At 42.6% G+C, this 13047-nt stretch carries 12 protein-coding genes; 3 read left to right on the forward strand and 9 right to left on the reverse strand.

From position 1 onward, the window contains the following. Positions 1-31 precede the first annotated feature (31 nt). The 3 genes from ACEYW6_RS05990 to ACEYW6_RS06000 form a co-directional block, all read right to left on the reverse strand. Complete coding sequence (locus tag ACEYW6_RS05990) at positions 32-754, reverse strand: cyanoexosortase B system-associated protein (protein WP_412978997.1); 723 nt, start codon at positions 752-754, stop codon at positions 32-34. A gap of 106 nt (positions 755-860) precedes the next feature. Further along, positions 861-1757, reverse strand: a complete 897-nt coding sequence (crtB, locus tag ACEYW6_RS05995; protein ID WP_412979040.1) for a cyanoexosortase B — start codon at positions 1755-1757, stop codon at positions 861-863. A 117-nt stretch (positions 1758-1874) separates the two neighbouring features. Beyond that, the gene (locus tag ACEYW6_RS06000; protein ID WP_412979041.1) at positions 1875-3059 is read right to left on the reverse strand and encodes a DegT/DnrJ/EryC1/StrS family aminotransferase; all 1185 of its coding nucleotides are present in this window, start codon (positions 3057-3059) and stop codon (positions 1875-1877) included. A gap of 562 nt (positions 3060-3621) precedes the next feature. Between ACEYW6_RS06000 and ACEYW6_RS06005 the strand changes: the two genes are divergently transcribed. Both ACEYW6_RS06005 and ACEYW6_RS06010 read left to right on the forward strand, forming a co-directional pair. Beyond that, positions 3622-5175, forward strand: coding sequence for a GAF domain-containing protein (locus ACEYW6_RS06005; RefSeq protein WP_412978998.1), 1554 nt, complete (start codon positions 3622-3624; stop codon positions 5173-5175). A 270-nt stretch (positions 5176-5445) separates the two neighbouring features. Beyond that, positions 5446-6864, forward strand: a complete 1419-nt coding sequence (locus ACEYW6_RS06010; protein WP_412978999.1) for an IctB family putative bicarbonate transporter — start codon at positions 5446-5448, stop codon at positions 6862-6864. A 62-nt stretch (positions 6865-6926) separates the two neighbouring features. Here the strand turns inward: ACEYW6_RS06010 and ACEYW6_RS06015 are convergent, their stop codons facing one another. Together ACEYW6_RS06015 and smpB are read right to left on the reverse strand one after the other, a co-directional pair. Continuing rightward, a complete protein-coding gene (locus tag ACEYW6_RS06015; RefSeq protein ID WP_196510062.1) occupies positions 6927-7208 on the reverse strand; it encodes a WGxxGxxG family protein in 282 nt (93 codons plus the stop codon). 181 nt (positions 7209-7389) lie between these two features. Beyond that, the gene (smpB, locus tag ACEYW6_RS06020) at positions 7390-7857 is read right to left on the reverse strand and encodes an SsrA-binding protein SmpB (protein WP_190893799.1); all 468 of its coding nucleotides are present in this window, start codon (positions 7855-7857) and stop codon (positions 7390-7392) included. Positions 7858-8503: 646 nt separating this feature from the next. Between smpB and ACEYW6_RS06025 the strand changes: the two genes are divergently transcribed. After that, a complete protein-coding gene (locus ACEYW6_RS06025) occupies positions 8504-9187 on the forward strand; it encodes a response regulator transcription factor (protein ID WP_190893798.1) in 684 nt (227 codons plus the stop codon). Positions 9188-9255: 68 nt separating this feature from the next. On the opposite strand, the gene ACEYW6_RS06030 is transcribed toward ACEYW6_RS06025, so the two are convergent. From ACEYW6_RS06030 to murC, 4 genes are all read right to left on the reverse strand, one after another. Then, the gene (locus tag ACEYW6_RS06030; RefSeq protein WP_190893797.1) at positions 9256-9741 is read right to left on the reverse strand and encodes a low molecular weight protein-tyrosine-phosphatase; all 486 of its coding nucleotides are present in this window, start codon (positions 9739-9741) and stop codon (positions 9256-9258) included. 62 nt (positions 9742-9803) lie between these two features. Continuing rightward, entirely contained in the window at positions 9804-10151 is a 348-nt protein-coding gene (locus tag ACEYW6_RS06035) for a YbaB/EbfC family nucleoid-associated protein (protein ID WP_069070420.1), read from the reverse strand. Positions 10152-10344: 193 nt separating this feature from the next. Beyond that, entirely contained in the window at positions 10345-11343 is a 999-nt protein-coding gene (gene murB, locus ACEYW6_RS06040; protein WP_412979000.1) for a UDP-N-acetylmuramate dehydrogenase, read from the reverse strand. 124 nt (positions 11344-11467) lie between these two features. Next, on the reverse strand, positions 11468-12931 hold the full coding sequence (murC, locus tag ACEYW6_RS06045) for a UDP-N-acetylmuramate--L-alanine ligase (protein WP_190893795.1): 1464 nt from the start codon (positions 12929-12931) through the stop codon (positions 11468-11470). Positions 12932-13047 lie beyond the last annotated feature (116 nt).

Genomic DNA, 13047 nt, shown 5'->3' on the forward strand with positions numbered 1-13047 from the left:
AATCTTTGCATAAATGCATTTCTAACAGGCTCTACAAAGGGCCTGCCATCAATACAGCTTGCACTGTTTCGCCGATAGACTCGGCTAAAGACCAAGATGTTTCTACCTGTCCCAAAGGTTCCATTGGAATCAGAATACTCACGCCCACCCAAGGAGTGCGTTGCTTACGCCACTGGGCCAATTGATCTGCCAAAAACCAGTGGAAAGGTGATGGATTTCCGCCGTCTGGCATAGCGTACCATTGTAAGACAGCGAAAGTTTGCTGTGGTGTGGAGGCGCGAAAAAACCTAGCTTCTACTTTTGTATCGCCATTTGAAGCCAACTTTGCAGACGGTTTTACAGTAAATTCAGCAGAACGAGATTGAGCTACATCCCACTTTCTCCAGCGTGATCTTCCCCAGCCGTTAACGTCTGTCCACTCCACCTCTGGTTGATCCATAGGGCCATTTTGTGGCAGCAAAAGCAGGATTGCCTGGAATTGGGAAGCTTCTTTTTTAATTACCTGCAAAGACCATTTATGTTCGCCAATTTGCTGTTCTGCTTGTTCAATAGTTTGCCAACCAGGAAGGGCTAACCCAGTCTTGCGGATCTGCCTTAACTCGTTGAGGGTAGTAACAGGTGGCGGCTGTTTCCATTGCCAGCGCCCTGTTAGGTATCCGGGAACCCCTCCTATTGCCAACAATAGTAGCAATAACAAAAGTGCTGCTACCTGACTCAGTTGGTTTTCCTTGAAAAACTTGGAGATGGAAATCATCAGTAAAATTTATAATACTTAGGCAAAATTTTACTTCATAAAATCACACCATGAGTTCAGTAATATTTATGAGTAGAGAAGAAGCAGGGGAGCAGAGAAGAAATGACTAATGACTTTCCCCTTCTTGCTGAGTTTCTAGAGATGCTGAAAAATAGCTATTAATCCAATTCAGTAAGGGTACTAATGACACCAGCATACAAGCAGAGTAGAGGTCACCACCCCAACCATCGTGCAGCCATTTAAAAGCCGCTTCTTGACCTGTGCCGTGAAAGAAAGTCAGTAAAGTATTACGAATGATATTGGCAGTAGTACTAACGATCGCAGCAAGAGATAAAAACGATATAGTTGTACGGCGTGAAGACAAAGCGTCTGTCCAATACAGCAGCATCAAGCCGACGTAGAGAGTAGTAAACAACATTTTCAGCCCTGCACAATAGGGGGCAACTTCCACAATCCGTCCTCCTACGTAAAGATTTATCTCATCTACGGTTACGTCCATACCAAATTGATTCAGTATAAAGCCTGCTGTGCCAGCGATGAAGCTTTGGAGAGGCAAGGTATAGGGAGCAATGAGATAGGGGACTGCCGTTGGGGTTGCCAGAAATACTAGTAGCAGGGGGAATCCTTGCGATCGCAAACCTGCTATTCCCTTAAACCACAAGCATAATCCTGCTAGCATAACGGGCAAGGAAAGGTTAACCCACTCTGTAACACCACTAAGATAAAAAACTGCCCCTAATAACAAGAAAACAGTGCTCAAAGGATGCATGGTATCTGGTAAACGTGTCCACTGTTTCCGGTTTATCCACACCAGATAAGCCGCAAATGGTAAACCAATAATCCCGTGGCTGAAATATTCGTGTTCTGTACTGATATTTTTGTGCAGCCAACCATCCAGCCAGTGTAGCAATATAGGAGCATAAAGCAGCAGCAAAACACCTAAAATAGCTAGATTTAATAAGCCTGAGGCGTTTCTGTTTTTAACCTGTTGCCGGAGTGCCATGATTTTCAGTATTTCAAAAACTTTGGTCATTGGTCATTAGTCATTGGTCATTAGTTTTAGACAAAGCACATAATGACAAATGTCTAATTTTAGATGCACATTAGGTATGAATTAACTTTAGGCTACCACGCTTCCAAGTTCAGTAGGGGAGGGTTTATCTGCCTCAGAAATTGTTGAGACTGCATTGGCGATCGCTGCTACAACTTCTTTGACTTGGCTACTGCTCAAACCAGGATACATTGGTAATGATAATATTTGCTGTGACAGTTTTTCTGCTTGGGGAAAATCTCCAGGCTGATAGCCTAAATTGGTGAATGCTGGCTGGAGATGACAGGGAATTGGGTAGTGAATGCCAGTTTGAATTCCTACTGCTGTGAGTTTTTCCTGGAGTTGGTGGCGTTCTATTGGGCAAGAGTCATCTACTTTAATGACATAGAGATGATAAACGTGTCCTGTACCACTTTGGTTTTCCATAGGGATAATGCCAGCAGTTGCCAAGGGTGCTAGTTCGTTATCATAATGCTGGGCAATAGTCAGGCGATCGCGATTCCACTGTGGCAAATATGGTAGTTTCTCGTGCAAAACTGCTGCTTGTAAAGTATCCAAGCGGCTATTTGTACCTGGTTCAGTATGAAAATACTTTTGCGATGCGCCATAATTTCGCAAGCGCACCATCTTTTGGGCTACATCTGAATCTCGTGTCAGCAGCATTCCCCCATCCCCAAATGCTCCCAAATTTTTGCTGGGATAGAAACTAAAAGCTGCTGCTATACCTACTGAACCAGCGTGATATCCGTCTCTTTGGGCGAGGTGTGCTTGGGCTGCATCTTCAAAAATTAGTAGTTTGTAGGTATCGGCAAAGTTGAATAGTTCAAGTGGTGATACCATCTGACCATAGAGATGTACAGGGATAATTGCTTTAGTATGAGGCGTAATTGCTTTTGCTGCTTCTCTTAAGTCAATTAAAGCAGTTTGGCGATCGCAATCTACCAGAATTGGCTTGGCACCAGCGCGTAGTACCCCAATTAAGGTTGCTACAAAAGTGTTTGCTGGTAAAATCACTTCATCGCCAGCACCAATATTACACGCTTGCAATCCCAGAGCGATCGCATCTGTTCCTGATGCAACACCAACTCCATAAGCTGCCCCAGACGCTGCTGCAAATGCTGCTTCAAAATCTGAGACTGCTTGCCCTAAAATAAAATCTCCCTGTTCCAATACAGATTGGATTGCTTCTTGCAATTGCATTTGAATTGGTTCGTGTTGTAACTTCAGGTCAACAAAAGGAACTCTAATAGTCATTTGATTCATTACCAGTTGTCCTCAAAAAGAGATTTACTCGGATGAAAAATATAGAAAAGCCTGCACAATTTTCAGTGTGAAATTGTAATAGGTTCAATCTATCGGATGAAGAGTTTTATTAACTATCTAGGATTGTTAGTCATCGCTACTAGCTGTCATGAGTAAGAATGGCTATAAAAACTACATAAATATAATTATTGTAAGTAAAATTACGCTGAATATCGCAATAAGATTTTTCCCTTCTGTACATAAACAATGACAGACCTTTGGTATTGTATCCTTAGCCTTAGGTTACCCTGACTAAATCCAAATCTAACGCAGTCTGATTGCAAAATCTCAAGCAATAGAGACTAAAACAGTGCTAAACAGAGAACATTCAGCACCAGTAACTAGTAACTGGTAAAGGCCGCATTACCGACTTAATGGAAGCGGTAGAAAATTTTTGCCCCCAACTTGTTTGTCAGAGGCAAAATTAGGGAATGCTTAAAAATAGCAATTGATAACCTAGAAATAGGACTTATATCAATTACAGTATCGAGAAATTATTAAGGTAGCAGTGGCAATGGTAGAGCCTGAAAACAAATTATTTGCCCTAAAGGATGGTTGGGATTCTCATGAAACAAGAGAACAACAACGCCTCAAAGCTTTGTCAGATTTAGGTTTGCGGCAACCAGAAACGATTCCGGTTTTTGAAGAAGCTACACAGACTGCTGCCCACTTTTTGGAAGCACCAATTTCCATATTGGGATTTGTGGATCAAGAACGCCATTGGTTCAAATCGGCGGTGGGCTTATCTAGGTTAGGACTCATGAATCATTTGGCACAAAGCCGCCAACTAGCACGCCGGGAATCCTTTTGCACTCAGGTAGTAGAGAGTTTTCAAATATTTGTAATTAATGATACGCATAAACTTACAGACCCAGTACTTGCTAGTAGCAAATTGGTGCAGGATTATGGTATTCGTGCTTACTTAGGAGCGCCACTGATTGATGCTGAGGGACATTGTTTGGGTGCATTGGCGGTGATGGATTTAGTACCGCGCAATTTTACAAACCGAGACATTGAGTTTTTACAAATTATAGCTCGTTGGAGCATGAGTGAATTTGAGCGTAACCGACTCCTGCAAGGGAAACTCGAATCAAGCACTCCCAAGAGCGCTCCTATATTTTCACTAAATGACGAACGTAACACAGAGATTAAAATCACCCCAGCCACTAAAGATAGCGACTCTGTTTCTACCAAGCAACTGAAACTGGAACTTTTGGATCAGCTAACTCAGGAACTACGCACGCCCCTAACATCTGTACTCGGTATGGCTAGTGTTTTAGGACGTGAGATTTATGGGCCTTTGACGACTAAGCAGAGAGAATATTTGGAAATTATCCAACACAGTGGTCGGTACTTACTTTCCCTAGTAAACGAAATTACCGAACTAGGAGCTATGGATGAAAACTCAACTGTGCTGAATATAGCTCCTGTGGATATTGAAATGCTCTGTCAACAAGCTATCAATACCCTAGAAGAAGCGGCTAATCGCCGCGAGCAAGATATTCGCCTCTCTATTGAACCGGGACGCAATCGCATTTGGCCTTTAGATAAAGACAAGGTGCGGCAAATCCTCTATCACCTAGTTTTCAGTGTGATTCAACTGTCGGCTACAGGTAGCATTGTTCGTATTCATGTCTCTTACAAGGAAGATACGCTCAACATTACTATTTGGGTTTCCCATCCTTGGCTGGGGGACGGCATCACTGAGGTTGATCCCTACTTCCGTCTCAATTCTTTGTCGCTGCTGGAGCTGACAGGTGAGGTAGCAACTTATAATACTCACACAGAAAGCCAGGAGCAACGAGATATTTCATCAGTAGCAGTGGATAATTCCCAAAACTTGAGTGAGAATCACTCAAATTTCTTTGCTGCTAGTTCAGGTATAAATTTAGCTAAATCACATGGAAGTATTTCTCGTGAAAGCTTAGGTCTATTGCTAAGTTGCCAACTGGCAGAGTTGCATAGTGGACACATTTTAATTCAAGGTTCACCAGAATCAGGATATCGTTATGTGCTTTCTTTACCACTGCAACTGGCGACTCCCTCACAAGCAATTGGCGATGTCTGATTAGAGTTAGTAGGGAACAGATTACAGGTGATAGAGGATAGGGAAATACAGATTCATGCTTTGTTATGTACTAAGTACGTGAAGGGTTGATCAACGGCTGTCTTCACTTAGTATTAATTGAAGTGCTTTAGATTACAGGTGGTGGCTGATGGCTATGAGTAAGAACATCATCACTAAATTGCAATCTACATTATTACCTTTTTATAGCCATACGCATTATGATCAATTCCAAGTTCTGCGTCGGCAGGCTAATTGATCGCAATGTTTTTTATGAATTTAGTCTGGCAACGATTTACTTTATCATCTTTATCGGTCAAAGAATATCTTGCTACCAGTTACGTACACCGTTTTCTGGTGGGACTGTTAAGTTCTTGGCGGCAAACCAGCGTCTTGATTCAGTGGGGAGATGCGATCGCAGCTGCTTTACTCAGCTTAGTATATGCGCTTGCACCTTTTGCTTCGAGTACATTGGTGGGCTTGTTGCTGGTGGCTTGTGTAGGATTTTGGCTGTTGTTGACTTTATCTGATGAAGCAACACCAACAAATGTCTCTTCAGTCACTCCCATTCACCTACTGGTATTGCTGTACTGGGGAATTGCCGCAGTAGCAACAGCATTATCACCAGTCAAAAAGGCGGCACTTAACGACTTGGCAACGTTGACCTTGTATTTGCTACTATTTGCCCTTTGTGCGAGGGTACTAAGGTCGCCTCGCCTCCGCTCTTGGATTATCATCGTTTACCTGCACATATCGTTAATTGTCAGTGTATATGGGTTGCGGCAATGGTTTTTTGGAGCCACAGCCCTGGCAACTTGGGTTGACCCAGAATCTCCTCTGTCTAAAACTACAAGAGTCTACAGTTATTTAGGTAATCCCAATTTATTGGCTGGATATCTCCTACCAGCAGTAATTTTTAGCTTAGTGGCAATTTTTGCATGGCAAAGCTGGCTCAAAAAAGCTCTAGCATTAACAATGCTACTTGTCAATACTGCTTGCCTGATCCTCACTTTTAGCCGTGGCGGTTGGATTGGACTGGTGGTGGCAGTTTTGGCTGTGATGGCATTGCTCGTTTATTGGAAAAGCGTGGAAATGCCTCGTTTTTGGCGTACTTGGTCGCTACCGATTGTCTTGGGAGGTTTGCTCGGGGTATTAGTGCTAGCGGTGATATTTATACCCGCATTCAACCAGCGAGTGTTCAGTATTTTTGCTGATCGTAAAGATAGCAGTAATAATTTTCGCCTAAATGTTTGGGATGCTGTCTTTGAGATGATTCGCGATCGCCCGATTTTCGGCATTGGCCCTGGTCACAACTCTTTTAATAAAGTTTATCCCCTTTACCAACGCCCTCGTTTCACTGCTTTGAGTGCTTATTCGATTTTCTTTGAAGTGACTGTAGAAACTGGCTTTGTTGGTTTAGCCTGCTTTCTCTGGCTAATAATTGTCACATTTAATACGGCATTTCTACAAGTGCGACGACTGCGACAATTCAGAAGTGTAGAGGGATTTTGGTTAATTGGAGCGATCGCTATTTTGTTGGGTATGCTAGCTCACGGCACTGTAGATACTGTCTGGTATCGTCCTGAGGTTAATACCCTCTGGTGGCTCATTGTTGCCTTAATTGCCAGCTATTGGACACCTTTAGCTCAAAACCAAACAAATTCATCTAACTCAGAACCAACAGTAAACTAACATGACTAAATTGTCAGTTGTTTTTCTACTCAACAACTGACAACTTTTAAATTTTGAATTGTCTAGTCCCTGTAGGTAGTGGCTCCTGGAGCATTAGGGTCACGATAACGGGTCGGTTCATCGTCACGCTTTTTGCCAGCTAAACCAGCTAGACCTAATAGACCAATTAATCCTAGCCAACCCCAATCAAAACCATCGCGATTATCGTAAGTGGTCGTTCTTGGAGTAGTATTTACTCCGGGGTCAGTTGTCGTCTGAGCTTGTGCGGATAGAGTTAAGGGTAAAATTCCCATACTCAAGGTGAGAACGCCAGCACCAACAGCTGTAATGAAATTACTTTTCATAAGTTGTGACAATTCCTTATGCCATCCGAAGTTACTCACCACTGTATCGATTCCCAACCCTAACAAAATCAATCTGCGGCTATAAACTGGGCATTTTCATAACTCACGCTGTGGATATACAACATACTTTTTACCCCAATCCGTTTCTCACTCTGGTGTGGTAGTTCGGCGATACTGATGCTTAATAGTTTTTCATTGCCCGTTGAATGTCACGCTGGTCTTGGCGTCGTTTCAGGTCTTCTCGTTTATCGTGGAGCTTTTTACCTTTGCCAAGGGCTATACTCACTTTTACCCAGCCTCGTTTGAGATACATTTTCAAAGGGATTAAAGTTAAACCCTGCTGTTCTACTGTGCCAATTAGCTTGCGGAGTTCTTTGCGATGCAACAGCAGCTTGCGTGTACGCCGTGGTTCATGATTAAAATATTGTCCACTAGCGTTATAAGGCGAGATATGCACATTGATCAACCATGCTTCACCATTGCGAAGCAAAGCATAGCCATCTTGGAGATTGACTTTACCCGCACGAATCGACTTAACCTCGGTTCCTGTCAATTCAATTCCAGCTTCGTAAGTTTCCAGAATTTCATACAAATAACGGGCTTGACGATTGTCGCTAATAACTTTGTAACCTTCGTTCTTGTCGCTCATTGATAATTTTGTGTGCTTTAAATGTACCTAAAAAATTATTTGGATTGGCTTGTGAATTATGGGGTGGATCTTAGAACCGCTATAAATGCTGAACTGTATATCACTAATTTAGCTTTTCTAAGTTCATAATTAAGAGTTTTCCGGCAACTTTTAAGTTATCTGATACCGAGATTACCTGTGAGGTTCGATAGAACCAGTTGCTCAAGCACCAAGTCTGACTAAGCTTGATTTTGTGTAGTTTCACAAAGAATTGGTATGATACCAATAATCATTAGTGATTGGCGAAAGATTAATTACAAAGGATAAAAAACAAAAGATATTTATCCTTACTTAGCTTTTGGGAAATTATTGATTAATTTAATATTAATTTACACTATAATGAGTATTTACTCTGCCTTATTGATGAGTTGTTACAAATTACAAAGCTCTCTATGCCTCCCAAGCAGAGCGACTCAAAGGAGAGTTTAACTTCGTTAACCCTTCCTAAAGTTTTAAGATTTTCTTTATAAATCAACCCTGTAGGCAGTCATTAGCTGGTAATCCTGTCATAGGATGAAACATAAGAACACTATTTTTGCCTGTGTTCACTGATGAAGCGCGTAGAAGCAAATTTCTGGGTAAAAAAAATGCTAGGGGTGTATTGTCCATGCCCTTGACGATCCTTGTAGTAGATGATGATTTGGGCACTCGTCTGTCTGTTAGTGACTATCTTGAACTGTCTGGCTACTCTGTGATCACGGCTAATGACGGCCAAGAGGCTTTGGTCATGGTGGATGAGTATCATCCGGATTTGATTGTTACGGATATCGTGATGCCGCAGATGAATGGCTACGAACTAGTGCGCCGGGTGCGTCAACAACCAGTGTTTCGGTTATTGCCTGTAATTTTATTAACCGCCCGGACTAAAACCCAGGAAAGAATTTTGGGCTACCAATCAGGGTGTGATTTATATTTACCCAAGCCTTTTGAACTGGAAGAGTTAGCAGCAGCAATCCGCAATCTTTTGGAGCGATCGCAAATTATTCAATCGGAGTATAGATTTTCTCATAAAGAGAGTTTGGGCATTTCCGCCTCGACAAAAGCGGGGGATGCCCATAATTCTCTGTCCACTCAAATTCAGAAATCCCATCTGCACTCATCGCTGACTCATAGAGAACAGGAAGTTCTAGAGTTATTAACTCATGGTCTTTCTAATGCTGAAATGGGTCATCAGCTACACCTGAGTCCTCGAACAGTGGAAAAGTACGTTAGTAGTTTATTGAGAAAAACTTCAACCAGCAACCGAGCGGAATTAGTGCGTTTTGCAATGAAGCATGGTTTGGTGGAATAAAAAAGTTATGAGTGAGGAGTTAACAAGAAAAGAGGTAACTCTTAACTCCTAACTCCTCACTCATAACTTTAAATTATCGATTGTTGGCTATTAACGTATGTAAGCAGACCTTCACAAGCATCGATCAGTAAATCAATAACCCGATTAAATCCCTCTTGACCACCGTAATAGGGATCTGGAACTTCCTTCAGCGTATGTCGAGAGCAAAACTCGCATATCAAACGCACTTTATGCTGATACTGCTTAGTTTGATCAAGAGTGAGGATGTTCTCATAATTTTCTTGATCCATCGCTAAGATCAAATCAAAGTCTTGAAAGTCTAACTTTTGAAACTGGCGTGCTCGACCACGCAGCTTAATTCCCAACTTTGTAGCAGCCGCAGCACTCATGCGTCTGTCAGGTGGGCTACCAACGTGATAACTAGATGTACCAGCAGAGTCACAGAGGATGCGATCGCTCAGACCAGCCTGCTCAATTAGATGATGCATGATGTTTTCTGCCGATGGCGATCGGCAGATATTACCTAAGCAGACAAACAGCAACTTGTAAGCCATAGATATTTTTTGTCCTTTGTCAAGAGTCATTTGTCATTTGACCAATGACCAATGACTCTTGACTAAAATCCAGGAAGTTCCAGTCCACTGGTCAATTCTTCCATACGTTCGCGCATTGTTGCTGTGGACTTGTTGTAGGCTTCTTTCATTGCCACTGTCACGAGATCAGAAAGTACTTCTGCACCTTCCCCTAGAGCATCTGGAGAAATTTCTACTCGTTTGGGTTCTTGGTTACCACTGACAATTACCTTCACCAGACCACCGCCAGATTCTCCTAGAATCTCCATTTGCTCCAATTCTTCTTGGAGTCTCTTTGCGCCTTCTTGAACTTGCTGTGCTTTCTTAAAAGCTTCGGCTAGTTCCTTCATTTTTCCTAAGCCAAAGCCGAATCCCTGTCCTTTTCCTGTCATAATTATTTGTACGCTTGTGCGTTGAATAACAAATCAAATTCAATTATAGATGCGGTAAGTAATTTGCCTCTTTTTTTACCAATAATTAATGCATTCTTGAATACGGAATAGGGAATAAGGAGTAGGGAGTAGGGAATAAGGTATAAAGTTTCTTCCCCAATTCCCCATTTCCTCATTCCCTGAATTAAAAGTTTCAACAAGCACCTTGAAACTCTCCGAGCATTTTGACTTCTGGCTCTAAATTAATAGACCAACGTTCTTGTACTTGATGTTGGATGTGGCGAATGAGACAGAAGATATCACTAGCTTTTGCCCCACCACGGTTAACGATAAAATTAGCATGGAGTAGTGCTACTTGTGCTCCACCAATTTGGTAACCTTTCAGACCAGTTTGTTCAATTAACCAGCCAGCACTGTAAGGTTTGGGATTGCGGAATACACTGCCACAACTGGGGAAATTGTATGGTTGGGTGCTCAACCGATGCTTTTTGTGTTCTTTGGTGATTGCCACAACTTTTGCTGGGTCTGCACCTGGCGCAAGTTGTAAGGTGGCTTGGGTAACTATGCGATCGCCACCTTGCAATAATGAAGTTCGGTAACTATAACCTAACTGTTCAGGGGTAAGAGTTTCCAGTGTACCATCGGGTGAAAGTACCTGGGCGCTAACTAACATATCTGCAATACAGCTATTATGTGCCCCTGCATTCATCACCACGGCACCTCCGGCTGTTCCAGGGATACCAACAGCCCACTCCAATCCTTGCCACCCTAATTCTGCTGCTGCCCATGCCAAGCTAGGAATTGATTCTCCAGCAGCAACGGTTAATTGACCTGTATTTGGGTTAAAGTTGCTGAAGCGGAGATGACGAGTAGCAATCACCAAACCTGATATACCACCATCGCTCACTAGCAAGTTAGAACCTGCTCCCAGTGTTGTCACCTTTAAATCATGTTCTTTCGCGTATTTAAGACTTGCTTGCAGTGCTTCTAAGTTTCGGGGGGCAACGTACAAATCAGCTGCTCCCCCAACTCTATAGGAAGTGAACGCTGACAAGGAAGCCTGGGACTTAATTGCACAATCAGTACTAGGTAAGTAAATTACTTCACTCTCCACCGAATTAGTTGTTTGATGTTTCTTTGTATTCAAAGCAGAAACTGTGCAGACGTTTCCAGCTGCCTGGGAAATTGTCATCTTTACTTTGTATTGGTAAAATTTTTACATTTATTTACCGTTAATATACGGTAATAGAGTTAACCTAGGGAACCGTTGCTAAAAGGGCACTTTGCTCAGAAATAAAACTTCGCAAAGTTTCCACTTAAGATGTGGCTTTAGCAGGCTCACAAAGTGCCGTAATTATTTCAGGAATTACCTGATTCAAGTTCCCAGCCCCTAAAAACAGCGCCAAGTCTCCTGGGCGTAGTGTTTGCAGCAAGAACTCACACACTGAGGGTAAAGTTGGTTGATAAACTACCTGCGAATGCTGTTTAGCAATTTCCGCCGCCAGATCTTCACCACTAATTTGCCCTAAATTGGGTTCACCAGCACTGTAAATATCAGTCAGCACAACCAAATCAGCATGGGTAAACGACTCGGCAAATTCTTCTAAAAAGGTCAGTGTACGGCTATAGCGATGGGGTTGGAAGATGGCAACAACTCTTTGCCCTGGTCTTGCTTGTAAACGTGCTGCGGCGAGAGTAGCGCGAATCTCGCTGGGATGATGAGCATAGTCATCTATGAAGGTAATACCATCGACTTCACCCCGGAACTCAAAGCGGCGTCTTGCTCCTTCAAAGGTGGCGATACCTTTGGCAATTTCTCCAAATTCTAAGCCCAAGGCGCGACCAACAGCCACTGCTGCTAGAGCATTGCTGAGATTGTGTCGACTTAGCAGGCGCAACTTCAACACGCCCAAAGCTTTGCCTCTTTCCCAAACTAGAGCCGTAGTGCCATCAGCACGATAATCGATATTAGTAACGGTGTAGTCAGCGTCGGTATCTGAGTGTAAGCTGTAGCTGATTGTGGGTTTCAAGCGATCACGCACTGTAGCACAGTCAATGCTACCTATTAACGTTTTACAACCCTTAGCAAATGTCTGGAAGATATCAATGACTTCTTCTAATGTATCGTAATGGTCAGGATGATCGAGTTCAATATTGGTGATGATGCCAATCTCTGGAGCGTGTTTTACCAAGGAACCATCAGATTCATCTGCTTCGGCTACCAAATATTGGCTTTGTCCCAATCGAGCATTACCTTCCCAAGCATTGACTTCGCCACCTACTAAAATAGTTGGGTCTAGACCTGCTTCCAGAAGCATATAGCCAATCATGCTACTGGTTGTAGTTTTGCCGTGTGTTCCTGCCACTGCAATACTGTGATAATCGGCAATTAAAGCTGCTAGTACATCTGAACGATGTAGAATTGGGCAACCTAATTCCAGGGCTGCTTTGTATTCTAAATTATTCGTGTTAATTGCTGTTGAACAAATGACTTGAGGCAGTTTTGAGTTAGTAACAGTAGATAATTCTTCTTGTGAATTTAATACTACTGCATTCGCCAATACCTGAGGGCGAAAGAATTCAAGATTGCTTGCCTCTTGTCTACCAAAAATATGAGCACCGATAGATTCCAACTTGTGCGTAATGTGGTTAGGACGAAGATCCGAACCTGATACTGGAAATTGACGCTTGGCGAGAACGTATGCCAGAGCAGACATACCTATACCACCGATGCCAATGAAATGAAATGGTCTACCACTAAAATCTACAGAATTACTCATTTATTGCTCCTCTTACACCACACCACACCATAATCACAAATGACACGCGTATCATAACAGGAATTTGATTTTTACCGTAACTGCTCCTATATCATGTTCATGTTTAATGCCCAAAA

This window comes from Nostoc sp. UIC 10607 (assembly GCF_047228265.1).
Classification (GTDB): Bacteria; Cyanobacteriota; Cyanobacteriia; order Cyanobacteriales; family Nostocaceae; genus Nostoc; species Nostoc foliaceum_A.

Coding starts and splice junctions, on each gene's coding strand:
- murC (WP_190893795.1), bottom strand. CDS start 12,931: ATGAGTAATTCTGTAGATTTTAGTGGTAGACCATTTCATTTCATTGGC.
- ACEYW6_RS06015 (WP_196510062.1), bottom strand. CDS start 7,208: ATGAAAAGTAATTTCATTACAGCTGTTGGTGCTGGCGTTCTCACCTTG.
- ACEYW6_RS06010 (WP_412978999.1), top strand. CDS start 5,446: ATGAATTTAGTCTGGCAACGATTTACTTTATCATCTTTATCGGTCAAA.
- ACEYW6_RS06035 (WP_069070420.1), bottom strand. CDS start 10,151: ATGACAGGAAAAGGACAGGGATTCGGCTTTGGCTTAGGAAAAATGAAG.
- ACEYW6_RS06000 (WP_412979041.1), bottom strand. CDS start 3,059: ATGACTATTAGAGTTCCTTTTGTTGACCTGAAGTTACAACACGAACCA.
- ACEYW6_RS05990 (WP_412978997.1), bottom strand. CDS start 754: ATGATTTCCATCTCCAAGTTTTTCAAGGAAAACCAACTGAGTCAGGTA.
- murB (WP_412979000.1), bottom strand. CDS start 11,343: ATGACAATTTCCCAGGCAGCTGGAAACGTCTGCACAGTTTCTGCTTTG.
- smpB (WP_190893799.1), bottom strand. CDS start 7,857: ATGAGCGACAAGAACGAAGGTTACAAAGTTATTAGCGACAATCGTCAA.
- ACEYW6_RS06025 (WP_190893798.1), top strand. CDS start 8,504: ATGCCCTTGACGATCCTTGTAGTAGATGATGATTTGGGCACTCGTCTG.
- crtB (WP_412979040.1), bottom strand. CDS start 1,757: ATGGCACTCCGGCAACAGGTTAAAAACAGAAACGCCTCAGGCTTATTA.
- ACEYW6_RS06005 (WP_412978998.1), top strand. CDS start 3,622: ATGGTAGAGCCTGAAAACAAATTATTTGCCCTAAAGGATGGTTGGGAT.
- ACEYW6_RS06030 (WP_190893797.1), bottom strand. CDS start 9,741: ATGGCTTACAAGTTGCTGTTTGTCTGCTTAGGTAATATCTGCCGATCG.